General features: G+C 71.3%; 18 protein-coding genes and 1 pseudogene. 11 read left to right on the forward strand and 8 right to left on the reverse strand.

The features are described 5' to 3' along the window. The first annotated feature begins 81 nt into the window (after window positions 1-81). From H613_RS0117940 to H613_RS0117970, 6 genes are all read left to right on the forward strand, one after another. Window positions 82-2499: a sensor histidine kinase gene (locus H613_RS0117940; protein ID WP_156926112.1), complete on the forward strand. Its 2418-nt coding sequence runs from the start codon at window positions 82-84 to the stop codon at window positions 2497-2499. A gap of 20 nt (window positions 2500-2519) precedes the next feature. After that, window positions 2520-2918, forward strand: coding sequence for a roadblock/LC7 domain-containing protein (locus H613_RS0117945; RefSeq protein WP_026924881.1), 399 nt, complete (start codon window positions 2520-2522; stop codon window positions 2916-2918). A gap of 238 nt (window positions 2919-3156) precedes the next feature. Then, entirely contained in the window at window positions 3157-4833 is a 1677-nt protein-coding gene (gene ctaD / locus H613_RS27485; protein ID WP_051393521.1) for an aa3-type cytochrome oxidase subunit I, read from the forward strand. A 93-nt stretch (window positions 4834-4926) separates the two neighbouring features. Beyond that, window positions 4927-5481 (forward strand): isochorismatase family protein, encoded by a 555-nt coding sequence (locus H613_RS0117955; RefSeq protein ID WP_026924882.1) that lies wholly within the window; start codon window positions 4927-4929, stop codon window positions 5479-5481. Window positions 5482-5808: 327 nt separating this feature from the next. Next, complete coding sequence (locus tag H613_RS27490) at window positions 5809-6045, forward strand: FitA-like ribbon-helix-helix domain-containing protein (protein WP_035738493.1); 237 nt, start codon at window positions 5809-5811, stop codon at window positions 6043-6045. After that, window positions 6042-6425: a type II toxin-antitoxin system VapC family toxin gene (locus H613_RS0117970; RefSeq protein WP_026924883.1), complete on the forward strand. Its 384-nt coding sequence runs from the start codon at window positions 6042-6044 to the stop codon at window positions 6423-6425. The genes H613_RS27490 and H613_RS0117970 overlap by 4 nt, the downstream gene beginning before the upstream one ends. 7 nt (window positions 6426-6432) lie before the next feature. Here H613_RS0117970 and H613_RS0117975 read toward each other — a convergent pair whose 3' ends face one another. Then, window positions 6433-7200, reverse strand: coding sequence for an isoprenyl transferase (locus H613_RS0117975; RefSeq protein WP_026924884.1), 768 nt, complete (start codon window positions 7198-7200; stop codon window positions 6433-6435). Between the two features lie 117 nt (window positions 7201-7317). Continuing rightward, window positions 7318-9153, reverse strand: coding sequence for a phosphoenolpyruvate carboxykinase (GTP) (locus tag H613_RS0117980; RefSeq protein ID WP_051393522.1), 1836 nt, complete (start codon window positions 9151-9153; stop codon window positions 7318-7320). A 417-nt stretch (window positions 9154-9570) separates the two neighbouring features. Here H613_RS0117980 and H613_RS32440 point away from each other — a divergent pair, with 417 nt between their 5' ends. Continuing rightward, window positions 9571-9696: a hypothetical protein gene (locus H613_RS32440; protein WP_281171203.1), complete on the forward strand. Its 126-nt coding sequence runs from the start codon at window positions 9571-9573 to the stop codon at window positions 9694-9696. 81 nt (window positions 9697-9777) lie between these two features. Here H613_RS32440 and abmR read toward each other — a convergent pair whose 3' ends face one another. The 5 genes from abmR to H613_RS0118010 all read right to left on the reverse strand — a co-directional run bounded on the left by abmR (window position 9778) and on the right by H613_RS0118010 (window position 14784). Further along, window positions 9778-10332: an ATP-binding transcription factor AbmR gene (gene abmR, locus H613_RS0117990; RefSeq protein WP_051393523.1), complete on the reverse strand. Its 555-nt coding sequence runs from the start codon at window positions 10330-10332 to the stop codon at window positions 9778-9780. Window positions 10333-10393: 61 nt separating this feature from the next. Next, window positions 10394-11062: a hypothetical protein gene (locus H613_RS32445; RefSeq protein ID WP_026924887.1), complete on the reverse strand. Its 669-nt coding sequence runs from the start codon at window positions 11060-11062 to the stop codon at window positions 10394-10396. Window positions 11063-11070: 8 nt separating this feature from the next. Continuing rightward, the gene (locus H613_RS0118000; protein ID WP_026924888.1) at window positions 11071-13704 is read right to left on the reverse strand and encodes an FtsK/SpoIIIE domain-containing protein; all 2634 of its coding nucleotides are present in this window, start codon (window positions 13702-13704) and stop codon (window positions 11071-11073) included. Continuing rightward, the gene (locus H613_RS0118005) at window positions 13701-14504 is read right to left on the reverse strand and encodes a hypothetical protein (protein WP_026924889.1); all 804 of its coding nucleotides are present in this window, start codon (window positions 14502-14504) and stop codon (window positions 13701-13703) included. The genes H613_RS0118000 and H613_RS0118005 overlap by 4 nt, the downstream gene beginning before the upstream one ends. 13 nt (window positions 14505-14517) lie before the next feature. Further along, window positions 14518-14784 (reverse strand): hypothetical protein, encoded by a 267-nt coding sequence (locus H613_RS0118010; protein WP_156926114.1) that lies wholly within the window; start codon window positions 14782-14784, stop codon window positions 14518-14520. Between the two features lie 247 nt (window positions 14785-15031). Here H613_RS0118010 and phoH2 point away from each other — a divergent pair, with 247 nt between their 5' ends. The 3 genes from phoH2 to H613_RS32210 all read left to right on the forward strand — a co-directional run bounded on the left by phoH2 (window position 15032) and on the right by H613_RS32210 (window position 17816). Next, the gene (gene phoH2, locus H613_RS0118015) at window positions 15032-16336 is read left to right on the forward strand and encodes an RNA 5'-3' helicase PhoH2 (RefSeq protein ID WP_026924891.1); all 1305 of its coding nucleotides are present in this window, start codon (window positions 15032-15034) and stop codon (window positions 16334-16336) included. Window positions 16337-16405: 69 nt separating this feature from the next. Further along, entirely contained in the window at window positions 16406-17089 is a 684-nt protein-coding gene (locus H613_RS0118020; RefSeq protein WP_026924892.1) for an aggregation-promoting factor C-terminal-like domain-containing protein, read from the forward strand. 43 nt (window positions 17090-17132) lie between these two features. After that, window positions 17133-17816: an aggregation-promoting factor C-terminal-like domain-containing protein gene (locus tag H613_RS32210; protein WP_026924893.1), complete on the forward strand. Its 684-nt coding sequence runs from the start codon at window positions 17133-17135 to the stop codon at window positions 17814-17816. Window positions 17817-17894: 78 nt separating this feature from the next. On the opposite strand, the pseudogene H613_RS32805 reads toward H613_RS32210, so the two are convergent. Further along, window positions 17895-18467, reverse strand: a pseudogene (locus tag H613_RS32805) (DUF998 domain-containing protein); the annotation flags it as partial. 167 nt (window positions 18468-18634) lie between these two features. Here H613_RS32805 and H613_RS27495 point away from each other — a divergent pair. Further along, window positions 18635-20491, forward strand: coding sequence for a thioredoxin domain-containing protein (locus H613_RS27495; RefSeq protein ID WP_084546744.1), 1857 nt, complete (start codon window positions 18635-18637; stop codon window positions 20489-20491). The last annotated feature ends 946 nt before the right edge of the window (window positions 20492-21437 follow it).

Consider the following 21437-nt stretch of genomic DNA (forward strand, 5'->3'; position numbering starts at 1 on the left):
CCGACGCCGTACCGCCACTACAAGCGAAGATAGTCACAGCCTTACCGCAGTGCGGTTCGTCGCCCAGAAAGGACTCCCCCGATGTCCCGTAAAGCCCGGCAACGCACCAGCCGTCTCCCGATCCGGATGCAGCTCATGCTGCCGATCGCGGCCGCGCTGATGGGCATGCTGGTGCTCGGGCTGTTCCACACCGTGCACGTGTGGGGCGGGTACCAGGACGCCACCGACGCCGCTGTGCTCGCCGACCTCGCCGAATCGGTCGCCGACGTCCTCGACGGCCACCAGAACGAGGGCGGCCCGGTCCTGGAGGCGGTCCTGACCGGCTCGACCGACCAGATCGACATCGAGCGGCTGCGGGCCACGACCGATGCGGCCGTCCTCGAACTCCAGGACGCCGCGCAGGTCGCGGTCGAACGGTTCCCGACCCTGAAGAACAAGCTCGACGGGCTGCTCGACCAGGTCGGGCAGCTGGACACGGCCCGCGCCGGCATGGACGGCCTGGCCTCCGGCGAGCTGACCTTCACCGACTCGGAGGTCACCGAGGCGTTCACCATCTACCAGCGCATGGCCAACAGCCTGGTCAGCCTCGCGTCCCGACTGCCCGCGATGGTCGACGACGCCGAGATCTCGGCCAACCTCGACTCGCTGGCCTCCGCGCTCCAGGCCGGGCGGCTCGCCGCCGAGATCCAGTTCCGCGTCACCTCCGACCTGACGCTCCTGGCCGCCGAGGACGCGGTCCTGGTCGACCGCGAGGCCCTCGCCTACGCCGCCAGGCTCTCGGGCTCCTACGACCGGCAGATCATCGACTTCCAGACGAGCGCCTCGCCCGAGGTCAGCGACGCCTACGAGGAGGCGATGGGCTCCGAGGCCGCCGCGCTCGCCCGCGAGGCCTTCGCGATCTACCTCAACGGCGACATCCCCGAGGTGAGCGCCACCGAGTTCTCGGCCGCCCAGGGCGGGGTCGTCGAGGCGCTGCACCGGACGCAGGACGCGGCCCTGGAGGTCCTCATCCGCGACGTCGAGAACCTGCGCTCCTCCTCGACGCGGACGCTGCTGACCACGTTCGCGCTCATCATCGTGCTGGCGCTGACGGCGATCATCTCCGCGGCCATGCTCGCCCGCCGCATCAGCCTGCGCGTCGACGGCGTCCGCGAGGCCACGCTGACCGCCGCCTACGACACGCTGCCCAAGACCGTCGCCGCCGTCTCCCAGGCCTCCAATGCCGACGAGGTGGACCGGCTGCTCCAGGCCGCCAAGCGGCAGACCGTGATCGCCACCGACGCCCGCTACTCCGACGAGCTCGACAGTCTCGCCGAGGCGTTCAGCGCCGCCCACCACCAGGCGCTGCGCCAGACCGCGAACCAGGCGCTGCTGCGCATCGACGTCGAGGCGATGATGAAGACGCTCGCGCGGCGCGGCCAGAGCCTCATCCGCCGCCAGCAGCAGGTCATGGAGTCGCTGGTGGACGACTCGCCCGGGGAGGTCCCCGCCGAGTGGCGCAGCGTCTACCACCTGCTCAGCCGCATGCGGCGCAACGAGGAGAACCTGCTGCTGCTGGCCGGCGGCGATCCGCAGCGGCGCTACAACCACCCGGTCGGCATCGAGACGATCATCCGCGACGCGGTCTCCGAGATCGAGGGCGCCGGGCGCGTCATCGTCGAGAACCAGGTGTCGGCGCGGCTGGAGACCACGCCCGCGGGCGACGTCGTCCGCATCCTCGCCGAGCTGCTCGACAACGCCGCCTCCTATTCCCCGCCCACGCAGCAGGTGCGGGTCACCTCCCGCCGGTCGGGCTCGGAGATCGTCATCTCCATCGCCGACGACGGCATCGGCCTCAACCCCGAGCAGATGTCGGCGATCAACCGGCGCCTGGCCGAGCCGACCCAGCTCAACTCCGAGCTGACGGCCACCATGGGCCTCCTGGTCGTCGGGCGGCTCGCCGCCGAGCACGCCGTCAGCGTCCAGCTGCACTCCACGATGGGCAAGGGCACGCTCGCCCTGGTCCGCATCCCCGCCTCGGCGCACGCCGAGTCCGCCTCCGGGCTGGACCCGCTCGGCCCGGGCGACTCCTCGGCCCGCATCGCCCTGTCGGCGCACGCCGCGAACCTGCCGATGACCGGCACCGGTTCGGACGCGGCCGCCGAGGGCGCCGCCGAGCTGATCGTGCCCCGGGCGCGCAAGGCGGGAGTGACGCCCGAACCACGGCCGGTAGCTGGGCAGACGCACGGCTCGGCCGACGGGTCCGATCCCACTGCGGGACCCGGTTCGGAGTCGGTGGATGTTACCTTCAGGAAGGTGAACAGAGCACTCGAAACCACCGGAGGTCCGAACGGCACGGAACTGCCGCGGCGGGCGCCGGGGACCCGGCTCCTGCCTGGAGCGGTCCCGGGTGTCAAGCCCGGTTCCGGTGGCGTCGACCTCGACCCTGCCGAGATCCGCGACCGCCTGACCGGATTCGCCTCCGGCATCGCGGCGGCCTCGGAACACGAACAGCGATAATTTCAGTAGAAAGCAGCGAGATGGATACCAAGGACAACACGGTCGGTGAACTCGACTGGCTCCTCACCTCCTTCGTGGAGAAGGTGCCGGACGTCTCCGAAGCCCTGACCGTCTCCGTCGACGGGCTCGCCCTCGCGGCGTCGCAGGGCCTGTCCACCGACCGCGCCGACCAGCTCGCCGCCATCACCTCCGGGCTCGCCAGCCTGACCACGGGGGCGGCGAAGGTCCTCAACGCGGGCCGGATCCGCCAGTCGGTGATCGACATGGACGAGGGCGTCCTGCTGCTCATGGCCGTCGGCGACCGCGCCCAGGTGGCCGTGCTCGCCAACGCCGGGTGCGACCTCGGCCAGGTCGGCTACGAGACCGCGCTGCTCGTCAAGCGGGTCTACGCCGCGCTGGAGCCCGACGCCCGCAGCTGACGCCCGGCGGGGGCGCCGTCCCCGCGGACGTGTAGGAGATTGCTCACGGACCGGTGCCGACCGGCCCGGTCCGACGCGAGCCCGCCCTCCGGTGCGGGGGTGCGAGAGGCGATCGACCTGCGATAACCACCGAACGCGCACGCCCTGCCACGCCGCTTCGCTCTTCCCCCTCCGCAGCGGAGCCGGATCGGGGGGTTATCCTGCGTTCGCTACCTGGAAAGAATCTGGAGGCCCACAGGTGACCACGGTTGAGCCAAAGGTCGAACCAACGCCTATCGTCGCGCGCCCCTGGCCGGTGCGCCGCGAACCGAGGGGCTCCTGGCTCGCCCGGACCCTGCGCACCACCGACGCCAAGCAGATCGGCCTGCTGTACTTCATCACGTCGATGGCGTTCTTCGGCATCGGCGGCGTATTGGCCCTGCTGATCCGCGCCGAGCTGTTCCGCCCCGGCCTGCAGATCGTCTCCTCCGAGCAGTACAACCAGCTGTTCACGATGCACGGCACGATCATGCTGCTCATGTTCGCCACGCCGATCGTGTTCGCCTTCGGCAACTACCTGGTGCCGCTGCAGATCGGCGCGCCGGACGTCGCGTTCCCGCGGCTGAACGCCTACGCCTACTGGCTGTACCTGTTCGGCTCCACGCTCGCCGTCGCCGGCTTCATCACGCCCGGCGGCGCGGCGGCCTTCGGCTGGTTCGCCTACCAGCCGCTGTCGAACGCGGTGAACTCCCCCGGGATCGGCGCCGACATGTGGTTCGTCGGCCTGACCATCTCGGGTCTGGGCACCATCCTCGGCGCGGTCAACATGACGACCACGATCGTGACGATGCGGGCCCCGGGCATGGTCATGTTCCGGATGCCGATCTTCACCTGGAACATCCTCATCACGAGCCTGCTCATGCTCCTGGTGTTCCCGATCCTGGCCGCCGCGCTCCTCGCCGTGGTCGCCGACCGGCAGCTGGGCGCGCACGTGTTCGACGTCGAGACCGGCGGCGCGATCCTGTGGCAGCACCTGTTCTGGTTCTTCGGGCACCCGGAGGTCTACATCGTGGCGCTGCCGTTCTTCGGCATCGTCTCCGAGATCTTCCCGGTCTTCAGCCGCAAGCCCATCTTCGGCTACAAGACGCTGGTGGCGGCCACGCTGGCGATCGCGGGCCTGTCGATGGCGGTGTGGGCCCACCACATGTACGCCACCGGCGCGGTCATGCTGCCGTTCTTCTCGCTGATGACGTTCCTGATCGCCGTGCCCACCGGCGTCAAGTTCTTCAACTGGATCGGCACCATGTGGAAGGGGCAGCTGACCTTCGAGGCGCCGATGCTGTTCAGCATCGGGTTCCTGGTGACGTTCCTCCTGGGCGGCCTGTCGGGCATCCTGCTGGCCAGCCCGCCGATCGACTTCCACGTCTCGGACTCCTACTTCGTGGTGGCGCACTTCCACTACGTCCTGTTCGGCACGATCGTGTTCGCGGTCTTCGCCGGGATCTACTTCTGGTTCCCGAAGGTCGCCGGGCGCATGTACGACGAGCGGCTCGCCAAGATCCACTTCTGGCTGACGTTCATCGGCTTCCACACCACGTTCCTGGTGCAGCACTGGCTGGGCAACGAGGGCATGCCGCGCCGGTACGCGGACTACCTGGAGTCGGACGGGTTCACGACCCTGAACATGGTCTCGACGATCGGCGCGTTCATCCTGGGCCTGTCGACGCTGCCGTTCGTGTGGAACATGTTCAAGTCCTGGAAGTCCGGCCGCCTGGTCGAGACGAACGACCCGTGGGGCTACGGCGCCTCGCTGGAGTGGGCCACGAGCTGCCCGCCGCCGCTGCGCAACTTCGACCGGATCCCGCGCATCCGCTCCGAGCGGCCCGTCTTCGACGAGAAGTGGGGCCACCTGGTCAAGGAGACCAAGGGGCATTAAAAGCACGCGGAAAGGGCCCGGGGAGCGAACTCCCCGGGCCCTTTTCAGGTCCCACCCCTGACACACGCTTACCCCGCTCGCTAGGCTTTAAACATGAGCAGGGCATTGATCGTCGTGGACGTCCAGAACGACTTCTGTGAGGGCGGTTCGCTGGCCGTCGCGGGCGGGGCCGCGGTGGCGCGCGGCGTCACCGACCTCATCGGCGCCGAAGGGGACCGGTGGGACCACGTCGTGGCCACCCGCGACTGGCACATCGACCCGGGCCTGCACTTCTCGGCCGAGCCGGACTTCCGCGACTCGTGGCCGCCGCACTGCGTGGTCGGCACGCCGGGCTCGCACTTCCACCCCGACTTCGACCACTCGGTGGCCGAGGCCGTGTTCGACAAGGGCGCCTACGAGGCGGCCTACTCCGGCTTCGAGGGCTCCAGCGGCGAGACGGGCCTGGCCGAGTGGCTGCGCGAGCGCGGCGTGGACGCGGTCGACGTCGTCGGCATCGCCACCGACCACTGCGTGAGGGCCACGGCCCTGGACGCGGCCCGCGAGGGCTTCGCCACGACGGTCCTGCTCGACTACACGGCGGCCGTGGCCGAGGAGACGAGGACCGCGGCCCTCGCCGAGCTCGAGGAAGCGGGCGTCACGATCCGCTAGGCGCCTCCGCTCGCCGCATCCGCCAGCGCCGGTGTTCGGACAGCAGCGAGCCCAGCACCTCGTTGAGCGTCGCCCCTCGGTACTCGGACTCCGCCGACCGGGCGAGCGCATCGCGGTTCGCCCTGGACACCCGCATCGTGATCATCGCTTCGTCTGCGCCATATCCCCGGGATCCCGGCTTGAAGAGCGAATTTCGGGTGTCGCGGCGCGTGTCGCTCGGGTTTTCCCGCCGCTTCGGCGGCACGACACGCGCGACACGCCGGTCGCATATCCCGCATATGTACCATCGGAATCGGTAGTGTCCGGGGCATGCCATTGGAGAGCACGATGTCAAAGAACCTGCAGGTCCGCGATCTCGACGAGGAAGTCGTCGCCGAACTCAAGGCGCGCGCCGCGCGCGCCCGCCAGTCCCTGTCCACCTATGCCGGTGAAATCCTCACCGAAGCGGTTTCCCGGCCTTCTCCCGACGAACTTCTCGAGCGGATAAAGGCGCTTCGCGAACTCGGAGGAGGCGCTACTCACGAGCAGGTGATCGAAGCGGTGCGCAAGGCGCGCGAATCGTGATCGTCCTCGACAATTCAGCCTTGGTCGACGCGCTCACGGTCGATTCCGCATCCGAAGCGCTCCTTGACGAACTGGTCGGCCAAGACCTGCACATCCCCCATCTCCTCGACTACGAGTTCACCCATGCGCTCCGGGGCATGGTGCTCGGGCGGCAGATCATTCCGAGTCGGGCCGAGGGGGCGTTCATCATCAAGGCGGACATGCAGTTCACTCGCTATCCGGCTTCGGTCACCGGCCCGCGAGCCTGGACGCTGCGCGACAACTTCACCGCGTATGACGCCAGCTACGTCGCGTTGGCCGAGTATCTCGACTGCCCTCTGGTGACGACCGACGGCAAGATGAAGCGGGGAGCGAGGACCATCGAGGTCCGCTTGTATTGAGCGGGCGCTACTTGCCGTAGCGGCGGCTGCGGGTGGCGAAGGAGCGGACGGCGCGCAGGAAGTCGACGCGGCGGAAGTCCGGCCAGTTCGAGTCGCAGAAGTAGAACTCCGAGTACGCCGACTGCCACAGCAGGAATCCCGACAGCCGCTGCTCCCCCGACGTGCGGATCACCAGGTCGGGGTCTGGTTGGCCGGTCATGTAGAGGTGGCTGGCGATGGCCTCGGCGTCGACGGCCTCGGCGGCCTGCTCCAGGCTGAGCCCGGCCTCGGCGTGTTCGAGCAGGAGCGAGCGGACCGCGTCGGCGATCTCCCGCTGCCCGCCGTAGCAGACCGCGAGGTTCACGCGGACGCCGCGCTTGTCGGCGGTGCGCTGCTGGGCGTCCTTGAGTCTCGCCTGGTGCTCGGGCGGGAGCAGGTCGAGCGCGCCGACCATCCGCAGCTGCCAGCGCTGCGCGGGCTCGGCCAGTTCCGCGGCGAGGTCGCCGATGATGTCGAGCAGCGGGTCGAGCTGGTCGGCCGGCCGCGAGAGGTTCTCGGTGGACAGCAGCCAGATGGTCACGTGCCCGACGCCGAGCTCCTCGCACCAGGACAGGAACCGCTCGATGTGCTTGGCCCCGGCCCGGTGGCCGTCGTTGGGGTCGGTCAGGCCCATGTCGCGCGCCCATCGGCGGTTGCCGTCGACCATGACGCCGATGTGTCTGGGCAGCGGCCTGCCCGCCAGCTCGTTCGCGAGCCGGCGCTCGTAGATGCGGTAAAGCAGGTTTGCGATCGCCACGACCGACAATTGTAGGCCCGCCTCATCGGCGCCCTGGCGGCGCCAAGTCATGGCCCGCGGACCGCGCCACGTCCGGTGACGGCGGCCCCGCGGGCCACACTGGTGCGCCGGACGCCCCTAGCGCAGGTCGAGGCGGTTCTTGAGCGCGTCGAGCTCGCTCCACAGCATCGTCGGGAGCTTGTCGCCGAAGCGGGCGAACCAGCCCTCGATGAGCGGGATCTCGGCGATCCACTCGTCGCGGTCGACCTCGAGCGCGGACTTGAGGTCGGTCGGGTCGATCTCGAGCCCGGTGACGTCGAGCGACTCCGGGGTCGGGCAGTGCCCGATCGGGGTCTCGACGGCGTCGGCGCGGCCTTCGAGGCGCTCGACGACCCATTTGAGGACGCGCGAGTTCTCGCCGAAGCCGGGCCACAGGAAGCGGCCGTCGGTGCCGCGGCGGAACCAGTTGACGTAGAACACCTCGGGCATGAGCGCGGCGTCGGAGGCGGACTTGCCCATCTCGATCCAGTGCCCGAAGTAGTCGGCGGCGTTGTAGCCGATGAACGGCAGCATCGCCATCGGGTCGCGCCGCACGAGCCCGACCTGGCCGGTGGCCGCGGCGGTGGTCTCCGAGGAGAGCGTCGCGCCCATGTAGACGCCGTGGACCCAGTCGCGGGCCTGCGTCACCAGCGGCACGGTGGTGGCGCGGCGGCCGCCGAACAGGATCGCGTCGATCGGGACGCCGCGCGGGTCGTCGTACTCCCTGGCCAGGACCGGGCACTGCTTGATCGGCGTGCAGAACCGGCTGTTGGGGTGGCTGGAGGGGCCTTCGGACGCGGGCGTCCACGACTGGCCGTGCCAGTCGACGGCGTGCTCGGGCGGCTCTCCCATGCCCTCCCACCAGACGTCGCCGTCGTCGGTGAGGGCGACGTTGGTGAACAGGCTGTGGCCCCGCTCGATGGTGCGCATCGCGTTGGGGTTGGTGGTGTAGTCGGTGCCGGGGGCGACCCCGAAGAAGCCGTACTCGGGGTTGGAGGCCCACAGGCGCCCGTCCTCGCCGAAGCGGAGCCAGGCGATGTCGTCGCCGAGCGTCTCGACCTTCCAGCCGGGGATCGTCGGCTCCAGCATGGCGAGGTTGGTCTTGCCGCAGGCGGAGGGGAAGGCGCCGGTGACGTGGTAGACCTTGCCCTCGGGGCTGGTCAGCCGCATGATGAGCATGTGCTCGGCGAGCCAGCCCTCGTCGCGGCCCAGCACTGAGCCGATGCGCAGGGCGTAGCACTTCTTGCCCAGCAGCGAGTTGCCGCCGTAGCCGGACCCGTAGGACCAGATCTCGCGGTCCTCTGGGAAGTGGGAGATGTACTTGGTCTCGTCGCACGGCCACGGCACGTCGGTCTCGCCCGGTTCGAGCGGCTTGCCGACGGAGTGGAGGCAGGGCACGAAGTCGGCGTCCTCGCCCATGGCGTCGAGGACGTGGGCGCCCATGCGGGTCATGATGTGCATGCTGACGGCGACGTAGGCCGAGTCGGTGAGTTCGACGCCGAACATGGGCTTGTCGGCCTCCAGCGAGCCCATGCAGAAGGGGACGACGTACATGGTGCGCCCGCGCATCGAGCCGCGGTACAGCTCGGTCATGGTCTCGCGCATGTAGTCCGGGGCGGTCCAGTTGTTGGTGGGACCGGCGTCCTCGGGGTCGTTCGAGCAGATGAACGTGCGCTCTTCGACGCGCGCGACGTCGTCGGGGTCGGTGCGGGCGAGGAACGAGTCCGGTTTGGCCGGGACGGGTTCGAGCGTGCCGAACGCGACGAGTTCACTGGTCAGGCGGTGCCATTCGGCGTCGGAGCCGTCGCACCACACGATCTGGTCGGGGCTGGTGAGGTCCGCGACGTCGGCCACCCACGCGAGCAGGCGCGCGTGCCGGGTCGGCGGGTTCGTCAGCCCCGTCGTAGGTTCCGCTGTGTCTGAGACTGTGCTCATGGTCGCTCCTTCGGTTCAGGGCGCGGTCGTGGTCTCGGGCGGGATCACCGGCCGGGACCGGTGCTTTGGACGTTACGGGACCACCGGCCCCCCGGCGGGCCTGAATGCGCGAATGAAGACGACTTGAGCAGCGATTTCTCATGACGATTCCCACAACGTGCTTATTCAAGCTCGAAACGAGCAGATCTACCTGTACTTCATACTTCAGTGAGCATGACCGATCATCGATGCATGAATTAGGTTCACTGCCTCAACGAAGCGGAGCGCTTTCGATCATCGAATGAGCGCGTTAACGCATCGCTGCCAACCGGTCGAACATGTTGTTGAAGGTGGTATTCGGTCGTTTTCCGGCACGGCGCGGCGAGCTGTACGAGCATCGAGCGCATACCCACCGCAGATCGAGCATCGGAGACGGCGATGGCGCACCGCAGGGAGCACGAGGACGCGTCGAGGGCGCAGCGCGTCAAGACGTGGGCGATCGCCTCGGCGGTGCTGGCGGCGTTCGCGCTGGCGGCCGTGGCGGCGGTGCTGTCGCTGCGCTAGAGGGCAGGATTCTTCAAACGGCAGGGCTCTTCGAACGGCAGGGCTCGCTGAACGACAGCGCTCGCTGAACAGTGGGGCTCTTTACACGGCGGGGCCGCGGCGGCGCAGGTCGTCGACGCTGACCATGGCCTCGCGCAGCTCCTTGAGCCAGTCCTCGGCGTGCTGCTCGACGAGCCGGACGCACCAGGCGAGCGCGTCGGAGCGGGAGGCGGCCACGCCGGAGCCGACGAGCGTGTCGAGGACGAGCCGCTCGGGCTGGCGGAGCCTGGTGGTGACCGGGATGGACTGGTGGGTGAACACCATCGTGGTCGCCCCGCACCTGGCGCCCCAGGAGGCCTGGCGGTGGTAGCGGTACTGGAGCTGCTGGGCGATCTGGACGCGCATGTCGCGGGTGGCCTCGCGGAACCGGGAGATGCGGCCCTCCTCGGTGGCGGCGCGGTCGGACTCGGTGGCGTCGCCGGGGTGGTCGGGGACCGGGAGCGGGCAGATGATGATCATCTCGTCGCGGTCGACGGTCACCTCGGGCATGCCGGCGATCCAGCCGTCGGGGACGATGCCGAAGATCCAGGCGGGGGCGTCGTCGGTCGACGGCAGGGGTCCGTAATGCCACGAGCTGGTGTCGTCGATGCCTGCCATGGACCGGTCTCCTCACGTTTCGGTGACGCATCAGGTGTACCCCATGGCGGCAACCCGCCTGTCACATCCCCCTGAGCATGACCCCCGCGAGCGCGCACGTGGCGGCGAGGGCCGCGGTGACGCAGCCGATGACCTGGGTGGGGCGCGGGCGCACCCGGTACTGCCACGACAGCCAGGAGCCGAGGACGACCGGCCCGGCGGCGACGCCCGCGAACAGGGTCGCCGCGGCCAGGGCCCGGCGGACGGCGGTGGCCGCGCCGACCGGGTCGGCGGTGAGGATCCAGGCGGCGAGCGCGACGGCGGCCGCGGCGACGGCGGCGCCGATGCCGACGGCGGTGGCCTCGGTGTGGCGGGGCGCGTCGATGGGCAGTTCACCCTGCCGGGCGAGGTCGAGCAGGCGCGCGGCGCGCTCCAGGCGGGCTCGGACGGCGGCGGCTTCGGCCGCCTCGCCCGCGACGCGGTAGGGCTCTGGGCCGGTGCGCCGCTGCCCGACGAAGCCGCCGAGGGTCCGCCACAGCGCCGCGGCCGTCTCGTCGGTCTCCTCGACGAGGGCGGCGGCCTCGCCCGCGGCGCGGTCGGCCTCGTCCCGGCGGTGCCGGGCGGTGTCGACGGCGGCGGCCAGCGCGGCGGTCTCGGTCTCGTAGGCGCCTCGGGCGGCGCGGGTCTCGGCTTCGGCTTCGTCGCGTTCGCTGAGGTAGCGGGCGACGGCGTCGGCGTATGCGGTGTCCATGGCGCCTCTCAGGTGAGCGGGCCGTCGAGGACGGCTTCCGGTTTCGGCAGGCCTTCGGCGGTGCGGTAGGGGATGACGACGTGCGGGGCGCGGTGGCGGGCGCGGTCGAAGTACAGGCCGCGGCGCTCCCTGGGGTACCAGGCGGGGCCGCCGGAGGTCGGTGAGAGCGGCGCGAGCTCGGGGCCCTGGACGTCGAGGGCGAGCCAGGCGTCGACGGCGTCGAAGCGGGCCGCGAAGCCGCCGAGGTCCTCGCGCAGGCGCGGGACCGACCGCCACCAGCCGAGCGTGTGGAGGTGGCGCTCGGGCCCGTCCAACAGCATCGAGCGGAACGCGGCGGCCTCGGCGGCGTCGAGGCGGGGCGAGCCGGCGTCGACGGCGTACAGCAGCGTCAGCCGGAAGGCGCCGTCGGCGCGCCTCTCCCAGTCCTTGCAGGCCTCGGCGAGGCTGTCGTGCCAGGCCACTTCGGCGCCCGCGGTCTCCAAGGCGGCGGCGAGGGCGAGGGCGCCGGGGGCGGCGTCGGGTTCGAGGCAGCACAGGTCGACGCCGACGGTCTGGGCTCTGGCGGCGGTGAGCGCGGCGGCGGCGAGGACGTCGGCGGCCTCGGCGGTGCGGGTGCCGAGGACGGCGAGGTTGCGGCCGGGCGCGCGGTGGAGGGCGAGTGCGGCGGGCCGGGCCTCGACGTCGATGGTCTGGCCGAGCAGGACCGTCTCGGTCTCGGGCACGAGTTCGGTGAGCGCTGGGACGTGGTCGCCGTCGAACAGGGCGGGCGGGGTGTTGCCGCGCGGCCTGGCCTCCCACAGCCGCCGCTGGAGCGGCTCCCAGGCGCCCGCGTGCCCGGCGTTCGGCAGAGCGACCGTCTTGTTGGCGGAGGCCACGCCGGACTCGTCGTTGACGATGGCGCAGAAGCGCGGGACGGTGTCGGCGGCGTGGTTGTTCTCGGCGAGGACGCGGCGGGCCTTCGGCAGCGCGATGCGCATCGTGAACTGGGCGACCAGGCTCGGCCTCCCCCACAGCGCCTCGATCCCGGCGATGTCCTGGGAGGCGAGGACGAGGTGGATGCCCTGGCTGCGGCCGCGCCTGGCGAGGTCTTCGAGCAGGCCCACGGCCTCGTCGGTGACCGCGTCGCGGGCCTCCAGGAGGACCTGGAACTCGTCGACGACCGCGACGATGCGGGGCCAGTGGCCGCCGGGGTCGGCCTCGCGGAGCTCTTCGAGCTTGGTGGCCTCGTGGGCCTTGGCGGCCTCGGCGCGGCGGCGCAGCTCGGCCTTGAGGTGGCGCAGGAGCGCGAGCCCGAACTCGCGGTCGTCGTTGATGTTGACGCCCACGAGGCGGACGTGCGGGAGCCAGGTGGGGTCGCGCCTTCCCTCGGCGAAGCGGGCGAAGGAGACGCCCTCCTTGAAGTCGAGGAGGTACAGCGCGAGCTCGTCGGGGTGGTAGGTGGAGGCGAGGGCGGCGATCCAGGCGTAGAGGAGGTTGGTCTTGCCCGAGCCGGAGGGGCCGCCGACGAGCGCGTGGGGCGGGTTGTCGCCGAGGACGACGCGGGCGGCGTCGCCGGTGGGGCGCTCGCCGAGGGCGACGTCGAGGCCGGTCGCCGAGCTCGCGGCCCACAGCCGGTCGGGGAGCAGGTCGATGAGCCGGGCCGGTTCGCGGCCCGCGGCGTGCTTCTCGGCGACGGCCTTGGCGGCGGCGGTGACGGTGCGCGAGGGCGGGGGCGGGTCGAGCCGGAGGCGGGCGCCGGGCAGGCCGGAGTAGGCGGTGGCGGTGAGGCACGGCAGGTCGCCGAGGCCGTTGGGATCGTCACCAACGGTGCTGTTCTCGGCGATGACGAGGTGGACTCCGGCGCCGACGCCGGTGCGCCGCAGCCGGGCGAGTTGGGCGCGCTCGTGGGCGGGCCAGGAGGCGATGTCGGAGTTGAGCAGGACGAGGACGCGCCAGGGTTCGGGGCGGCGCCCGGTGGCGGCGGCGAGCGCGGCGAGGGTGGCGTGGTCGCCCGCGAGGACGTCGGCGTTGACGCGCCTGACGTCCTCGACGAGCGCGTCCAGCGTCTCGCGCAGGCCCGAGGGCCCGACGAAGGACAACAGGCCCGCCTTGCCCAGGGGCGCGAACGAGGCGAGGGCGCCGCCGAGGTGCTCGGGGTCGTAGACGTGGAGGCGGACGGCTCCGGCCGGGGCGGCGCCGACGGCGCGCAGCAGCAGGCCGGGCAGGGCCTCGGCCGCGTCGGGTGCGACGCGCAGGTGGTCGCGGTCGAGGAGGGCGACGAGGGCGGGCAGGGCGATCGCGTCGTCGATGGTGCCGACGCGCAGCAGCGGAGCGGGGCCCTTGGTGAGGGCGGGGTAGGGGATCCAGCCGGGCCACGGCGCGCCCGCGGCGACGGGCGCGGCGAGGCTCGCCTCGTTCGACGCGGCGGCGGCTTCGGCGCGGACGGCCTGCTCCTTCCTGGCCTGGAGGGTGGCGAGCATGCGGTCGTGGACGGCGGTGAGGCCGGCCTGCTTGCGTCCGGCGGCGGCGATGGCCTCGTCGGTCTCGGTGCGCACCGCTTCGGCCGCGGCGGCGGTGCTGTCGGCGAGCAGGCGGGCCTCGCCGCGGGCGGTGCCCAGTTCGTCGGCCATCGCGGCCACCAGTCGTCTGCGCCAGCTGCTCATCGTGGCCTCTTCCGCTCGGGTCGGTGGTCGCCCGGGCTGCGCCGCGGGAGTCGGTGGAGGGCGGCGACCAGGGCGGGGCCGAGGGCGGCGGCCGCGGCCGCGTCGCCGGTCTCCTCGCCCCGCGCGGGGCCGAGGGCGCAGGCGGAGGCGAGGGCCCGGTCGAGGTGCTGGGGTTCGGCGCCGGGGACGAGGGCGCGGACGCGGTCGGCGCAGCGGCCGCCGAGCACGGGGAGGTCGCGGGCGGCGGGGGCGCGGCCGAGGTGCTCGGCGGCGAGGGCGCGCACGAGCGGCCAGGCGAGGCCGGGGAGGCGGACGCCGGTCTCGGGTCCGGCGTCGCGCAGGCGCCGGTGGTAGGCGTCGGCCGAGCCGTCGGCGGCGGCCTTCAGGAGCTCGTTGAACAGCTTGGTGGGGGTCGTGGCGGCGGGTTCGGGGGTGCCGGAGCGGCGGCACAGTTCGTCGACGCGGTCGGTCCACCACTGCCGGGCGTCGACGGGCGCTGCCTTCGCGGTGGCCGGGCCGGACGGAGCGGAGGCGCGGCGGTTCACGGTGCCCGCGGCGCCGATGGCGTCGAGGTAGTCGTCGACGGCGCAGGCGGCCTCGGCGAGGCGGGTGCGGGCGGCGGCGAGGTGCTCGCGGGCGGCGCCGAGGCGGTGGAGGCCGACCTCGGCGCCCGATTCCCTGGCGGCCTCGGTGAGTGCGGTGAGGGCGCGGTCGAGGTGGGCGTCGGCGGTGGCCAGGCCGGGGGCGGGCAGGTCGGCCGCGAGGACGCGGAGCCTGCTGGCGAGGGCGGCGACGTCCACTCGGGTCTCCGTTCTAGAGGGTGGAGGCGTAGCCTTCGGCCTGCTCTGCGGCGGCGAAGGTGGCGGCGAGGGACTGCTCGAGCTCGGTGGCGGCCTGCGCGAGCGCGGCCTGGGCGGTGGCGACGGCGTCGTGGCCCGAACCGGCGGTGACGGCCGAGAGGCTGCCCTGGGCGGCCTCGATGTTCTGGCTGGCGGCGGTGATGGCGGCCTGGCCGTCGCGGACCTGCTGGAGGGCGGCGGCGATGGCCGTTTTGAGTTCGGCGACGCTCACGGTGGACACGATGTTCATTCTCACCGAAAAACGGTCGACTTTCCGTGATCGGGCCATAACCCGGCGTGTCTATTTTGTCGGATTTCCGACGCGGCAGTGACCTGGAGTTACGCTTTCAACGCATTTAACGGTAGCGAAGTGACACACATCCCAACTAGAGTGTGAGTACCAACGGGGCCGGCCTCATTTACGGCTCGCAAGCATCGCCGAGGTTCCTGACTCGGCTCGCAGGCGTCGCCGAGGCCAGTCCCCCCACATCGACACCCGGGAGGCGACCGTGCTGGCACAGCGCACCTACGTCCTCGATACCTCGGTTCTGCTATCGGATCCTGGAGCGTTCTCACGGTTCGACGAACATCATGTGGTCGTCCCGCTCATCGTCATCAGCGAACTGGAGGCGAAGCGCCACCATCCCGAACTCGGGTGGTTCGCCCGCGAATGCCTCCGGCGCCTCGACGAGCTCCGCATCAAGCACGGGCGCCTCGACGAGCCCATCGAGATCGGTGAATCGGGCGGCACCTTCCGCGTCGAGCTCAACCACGTCGACACCTCCGGCCTCCCGGCCGGGTTCGCCGTCGACGCCAACGACTCCCGCATCCTCGCCGTCGCGCACAGCCTCGGCACCGAGGGCGCGGACACCGTCCTGGTCACCAAGGACATGCCGCTGCGCGTCAAGGCCGCGGCCGTCGGCGTGCCCTCCGAGGACTACCGCCACGGCCAGGCCGCCGACCCCACCTGGTCGGGCATGACCGAGCTCGCCGTGGCCGACGAGGACATCGACCGGCTCTTCGAGGGCGGCGAGGTCGACCTGCCGCCCGAGGCCGAGCTGCCCTGCCACACCGGGCTCGTCCTGACCGGCAACGGCGCCTCGGCGCTCGGCCGCGTCACCTCCGACAAGAAGATCCGCCTCATCCGCGGCCGGGAGGCCTTCGGCATCCACGGCCGCTCCGCCGAGCAGCGCGTCGCGCTCGACCTGCTGCTCGACCCCGACATCGGGATCGTCTCCCTCGGCGGCAAGGCCGGCACCGGGAAGTCGGCGCTGGCGCTGTGCGCCGGGCTCGAGCAGGTCCTGGAGCGCGAGGTCCACAAGAAGGTCATCGTCTTCCGGCCGCTGTACGCCGTCGGCGGCCAGCAGCTGGGCTACCTGCCCGGCTCCGAGGGCGAGAAGATGAGCCCGTGGGGCCAGGCCGTGTTCGACACGCTCGGCGCGGTCACCGACGACAACGTCATCACCGAGGTCCTCGATCGCGGCATGCTCGAAGTGCTTCCCTTGACCCACATCAGGGGCCGCAGCCTCCACGACGCGTTCGTCATCGTCGACGAGGCGCAGTCGCTGGAGCGCGGCGTGCTCCTGACCGTCCTGTCCCGCATCGGGCAAGGGTCCAAGGTGGTCCTCACTCACGATGTGGCGCAACGGGACAACCTGCGGGTCGGCCGCCACGACGGCGTCGCCTCCGTCATCGACGTGCTCAAGGGCCACCCGCTGTTCGCGCACGTGACGCTCACGCGCAGTGAGCGTTCCGAGATCGCGGAGATGGTCACCAACCTGCTCGAAGGCTAGCGGCCCCGCTCTGGCATGCTGGGTCGCGGGCGCGTGTGGACACGCGCCTGCGACCCAGGAGTTGAGCGAATGATCCCGTTGCTGACCCGCTATGGCGCCAAGCTCGCGGCCGTGCTCGTGCTCGCCCTCGGAGCGGTCATCACGGTCAACGCCGTGACCGACGACCCCGCCGCGCAGGACGCCGACCACCCCAGTCAGGCCGCCGCCGAGCAGCAGGCCGAAGCCGAAGCGGCGTACGAGGAAGTGCGGTTCCGGCACGTCAACTACATCGCCGAGACCGCCGGCGCCGACGTCACCACCAAGGCCGCCGCCCTCGCCGACTACGCCGTCGACAAGGCCCAGGGCCTCGACGACGCCGAGGAAGCGGCCCAGGAAGCGGCCGAGCAGGCCGCGCAGGAGGCCGCCGAGCACACCAACCCGACCTCAGTGGACATACCGTCCAGCTGCGACGAGTTCTCCGGCAACCGCGCCACCGGCTGCGCCATCACCCTCGACCACGGCTTCGACCTCGAGCAGTTCGGCTGCCTCGAAGCGCTGTGGAGCAGGGAATCGGGCTGGAACGAGTACGCCGCCAACTCGATCGGCGCCTACGGCATCCCCCAGGCCCTCCCCGGCTCGAAGATGTCCTCCGAAGGCGACGACTGGGAGACCAACCCCGTCACCCAGATCAACTGGGGCCTGGGCTACATCGAGGGCCGCTACGGCGACCCGTGCTCGGCCTGGAACCACTCCGAGTCCAACGGCTGGTACTGACACACCCCTCGCAACGCCCCTGCCCCCGACTGAAAGCCGCACCATGATCCCGAAGCTGACCCGATACGGCTCACGGCTCGCCGCCCTGCTCGTCCTCGCCCTGGGGGCGGTCATCGTCGCGAGCGCCGTGACCGACGACCCCGCCGAGGACGACGCCGACCACCCCAGCCAGGCGGCCGCCGAACTCCAGGGCGAGGTCGAGGACCAGTACGACGAGATCCGCTCAGAGCACGTCAACTACATCGCCGAGACCGCCGGCGCCGACGTCACCACCAAGGCCGCCGCCGTCGCCGACTACGCCGCCGACAAGGCCGACAGCCTCAACGACGCCGAGGAAGAGGCGCAGCAGGCGGCCGAGGAGGCCGCCGAGCAGGCCGCCCAGCACACCAACCCCACCTCAGTGGACATTCCCTCCAGCTGCGACGAGTTCTCCGGCAACCGCGCCACCGGCTGCGCCATCGCCCTCGACTGGGGCTTCGACCTGGAGCAGTTCGGCTGCCTCGAAGCGCTCTGGACCAAGGAATCGGGCTGGAACGAACTCGCCGAGAACTCGATCGGCGCCTACGGCATCCCCCAGGCCTACCCCGGCCACAAGATGTCCTCCGAAGGCGACGACTGGGCGACCAACCCCGTCACCCAGATCAAGTGGGGCCTGGGCTACATCCAAGGGAAGTACGACACGCCGTGCGCGGCTTGGGAGCACTCCGAGAACGTGGGCTCCTACTGAGGCCGGGCCCCGCAGCCAGGCGCCGAGCACGGCCAGCGCGACCAGCTCCGAGCCGACCGTCAGGCGCTGCAAGAGCCCCGCGGCGTAGGCGCCGGGCACGCGCGGGGTGCCGAACCACTCCATCACGTACGGCGTCGAGCACGACACCAGCGCCGCCGCCCCGAACCAGCTGAAGGCCGCCACCGCCCGCCGCATCGAGGGCGGGCACCGGTCCGCGGCCTTCGCCCAGCGGCAGAAGGCCACGCCCATGATCGCCATCGTCGCGAAGGCGCAGAACGCCGAGTAGCGGTGGATCTGCGAGATCAGCGAGACCTCCGGGAGCCCCGGGGGATCGGTCGGGAACAGGGCGACCAGGCCCAGGAAGCCCGCCCAGGCCACCAGCATCCCGCTCATCCAGCGGGGCGCGCCGGCCCGGCGCGCGGCGGCGGCGAACGCGCAAGCCGCGGTGCCGAGCAGCACCAGGGACACCGGCAGCAGCCAGCCCAGCGGCGTGTAGAGGTGCAGGCTGATGACGACCTTCATCGGGTTCAGGCCCGAGGTCGCGTGCAGCACGACCATGGCGATCAGGCCCAGGCCGAGACCGGCGAACCCGGCCGTCGTCAGTCGCTTGAGGACAATGTCGGGAGCTTGCTGCGGGGCTTGTGAACTCATGCATCAAGGCTCGCCGCCGAACGCGCTTGCCGCAGTGACGCGAGCGGCCCACTTCACCGCCTTGCCAGCCCCCGGGCCGGGGTACAGCCAGCCCTACCGCCGCCCTCCAGCGGGCCGCCGCGCGGCGGCTCCGCTCCAGGTGCTCGCGCGTGTGTCAGGCTGGAGTCATGAACGAGCTCGCCGACGCACTCTCGCCGTACCTCCGCCAGCACGCCGGCAACCCCGTCGCGTGGCGCCAGTGGAGCCCGGCCGCGCTCGCCGAGGCCGAGCGGCGCGACGTCCCGCTGCTCCTCTCGATCGGCTACTCCACCTGCCACTGGTGCCACGTCATGGCGCACGAGTCGTTCGAGGACGCGACGGTGGCCGCGTCGGTGAACGACCGGTTCGTGCCCGTCAAGATCGACCGCGAGGAGCGCCCCGACCTCGACGCGGTGTACATGCAGGCGACCATGGCCATCACCGGGCAGGGCGGGTGGCCGATGACCGTGTTCGCCTTCCCCGACGGCACGCCGTTCTTCGCGGGCACCTACTTCCCCAAGGCGCACTTCCTGCGGCTGCTCGACGCCGTGCACACCGCCTGGACCGAGCAGCGCGCCGAACTGCGCCACCAGGGCGCGGCGATCGTCGAGGCCAGCGCGCAGAACGGCCCGGCGTTCGCCGACGTCACGGCGGCCTGCCCGCTGGACGGGCCGTGCCCGCCGGCCCCGCCGGTGCGCACCGAGATGCTCGACGCGGCCGCCCGCGCCCTGCTGGCCTCGGCCGACCGCGAGCACGGCGGCTTCGGGACCGCGCCGAAGTTCCCCAGCGTCCCGGCCCTGCGGTTCCTGCTGGACTACTACGTGCGCACCGGGGACGAGGCGGCGCTGGACCATGTGCGGCGCACCGCCGAGCAGATGGCGCGGGGCGGGATCTACGACCAGCTCGCGGGCGGCTTCGCCCGCTACAGCGTCGACGAGGCGTGGGTGGTGCCGCACTTCGAGAAGATGCTGTACGACAACGCCGAACTGCTGTGGCTGTACGCGCGGCTGTACGGCGAAGGCGAGCTGTTCGCGCGTATCGCCGACGAGACCGCCGCGTTCCTCTTGGAGCACTTCACGACCGACGAGGGCGGCTTCGCGGCGGCGTTCGACGCCGACACCGGCGGCGTCGAGGGCCTGACGTACGCGTGGACCTTCCAGGACCTGACCGACGCGCTGGGCGTGGACGACGCGGCCTGGGCGGCGGAGGCCTTCGGCCTGTCGGCCGGCCAGCCGAACTTCGAGCACGGCGCGAACGTGCTGCTCCTCCCCCGCGACGTGCCCGACGACGCCCGGCTGGCGGCGATCCGCCACCGGCTCCTGGCCGCCAGGCGGCGGCGCCCGCAGCCGGGCCGCGACGACAAGGTGGTGGCCGCCTGGAACGGCCTGGCGATCGCGGCGCTGGCCGAATACGGCTCGCGGACGGGCCGGCGCGACGCGCTCCTGGCGGCCGAGCGGGCCGCCGAGACGCTGGCGCGCCTCCACATGGGCGAGGACGGCCGCCTGGCGCGGGCCTCCCTGGACGGGACGGCCTCGGAGGCGCCGGGAATCCTGGAGGACTACGCGGCGGTGGCGCTGGGCTTCCTGCGCCTCGGCGGGGTGTGGACGGACCGGGCGACGGTGCTGCTGGAGCAGATCCGCGAGCACTTCACCGACGGCATGGGCGGCTTCTACGACACGGCGGCCGACGCGGAGGCGCTGGTGACGCGCCCGGCGGACGTGCACGACGGCCCGACCGCCTCGGGTTGGGCCCTGGCCGCGGCCGCGCTGCTGGAGGCTTCCCAGGAGACGGGCGACGAGACATACAAGGACGACGCCTGGAGGGCGATCGCGAGGGCCGAACCGGCGATGAGCGCCAACCCGAGATTCACGTCGGGCCTGCACGCGGCGGCAGAGGCCCTGGTGAGAATCCAACGGTTACCCGAGGATAAAAACCCGCGCGCAAGAATCAGAACAGAGAGCCGCAACCCAAGAGCCACCAGACCACAGCCAAGCCCGGGCCACTAGCCAAGACGCCCGTCCAACACCGAGCACAACCTCGAACGGGACGCCACCAGAGACGCCCCACGCCATCCATCCCCAGCGGCAAGCGGATCATCACCGCTGGCGAGCACCTGTCCCCGCCGACAACCACGACCGAGGCATCAGCGCCGACACCGCCGCGATCCCGGTGTTCCAAGCTCCCCTGACGATCGAACGCGTGCGCCGAAGCCGCGAGCACACCGAGGGACCACGCCCGCAGACCCCGCCACCGCACACTTCCCACCCCGGCAACAGAGTTATCCACAGGCAGCCGCGCAGGCAAAACATCCCGAAAAATTCCCACAAAACACCCTGAACAGCTGAAACACCACAGGGTCGGAAAGTTATCCACAGGCTAAAAATCTTTCCTTGAAAGTCTTGACTTCGCGTGACAGTCTCCATACAAAAACGGATACAGCAGTTAGTTCGTCTCTGACTTTCCTCTGCCTCTGTAGGCAGGCGGTGCGAGTGGGATCCGCCGACACCGCCATAGAAGATCGCGCGCGGGTAGCTCCCGCGCGCGGCGCCTACAGAGGTCCCGCGGGAAACGGCGCGGGCGGGCGAGACAGGCCATCTCGCCCGCCCTGCGCCAACCCACACCCACGGCCGGTGACCGGCCACGCCGCCGTACGGCAGCCCCCACCCACATCAACCAACCCCGTAACAGCCCGCGCTCCGCCCTCCGGCACCACCCTCACACCACTCTCCCGATCCCCGCCACTGCTCCAGTCCCCCACCATCACCGCCGCCCCAGACACCGACACGATCGCCATCACCACCATCCCGTCCGATCAGCGCCCTCACCGCCATCCCAGCGCGGTGCGCCAATCCGGCCACCAGCGATCGCGCACCCCGCACCCCGCACCCCGCACCCCGCACCCCGCACCCCGCACCCCCCAATAGCAGCCGCCGCGCAGGTCATATCGATCAC

Origin of the sequence: Glycomyces arizonensis DSM 44726 (assembly GCF_000482705.1) — a bacterium.
Taxonomy (GTDB): Bacteria; Actinomycetota; Actinomycetes; order Mycobacteriales; family Micromonosporaceae; genus Glycomyces; species Glycomyces arizonensis.

Coding starts and splice junctions, on each gene's coding strand:
- H613_RS0117940 (WP_156926112.1), top strand. CDS start 82: ATGTCCCGTAAAGCCCGGCAACGCACCAGCCGTCTCCCGATCCGGATG.
- H613_RS0117945 (WP_026924881.1), top strand. CDS start 2,520: ATGGATACCAAGGACAACACGGTCGGTGAACTCGACTGGCTCCTCACC.
- H613_RS0117955 (WP_026924882.1), top strand. CDS start 4,927: ATGAGCAGGGCATTGATCGTCGTGGACGTCCAGAACGACTTCTGTGAG.
- H613_RS27490 (WP_035738493.1), top strand. CDS start 5,809: ATGTCAAAGAACCTGCAGGTCCGCGATCTCGACGAGGAAGTCGTCGCC.
- H613_RS0117980 (WP_051393522.1), bottom strand. CDS start 9,153: ATGAGCACAGTCTCAGACACAGCGGAACCTACGACGGGGCTGACGAAC.
- H613_RS32440 (WP_281171203.1), top strand. CDS start 9,571: ATGGCGCACCGCAGGGAGCACGAGGACGCGTCGAGGGCGCAGCGCGTC.
- abmR (WP_051393523.1), bottom strand. CDS start 10,332: ATGGCAGGCATCGACGACACCAGCTCGTGGCATTACGGACCCCTGCCG.
- H613_RS32445 (WP_026924887.1), bottom strand. CDS start 11,062: ATGGACACCGCATACGCCGACGCCGTCGCCCGCTACCTCAGCGAACGC.
- H613_RS0118000 (WP_026924888.1), bottom strand. CDS start 13,704: ATGAGCAGCTGGCGCAGACGACTGGTGGCCGCGATGGCCGACGAACTG.
- H613_RS0118020 (WP_026924892.1), top strand. CDS start 16,406: ATGATCCCGTTGCTGACCCGCTATGGCGCCAAGCTCGCGGCCGTGCTC.
- H613_RS32210 (WP_026924893.1), top strand. CDS start 17,133: ATGATCCCGAAGCTGACCCGATACGGCTCACGGCTCGCCGCCCTGCTC.
- H613_RS27495 (WP_084546744.1), top strand. CDS start 18,635: ATGAACGAGCTCGCCGACGCACTCTCGCCGTACCTCCGCCAGCACGCC.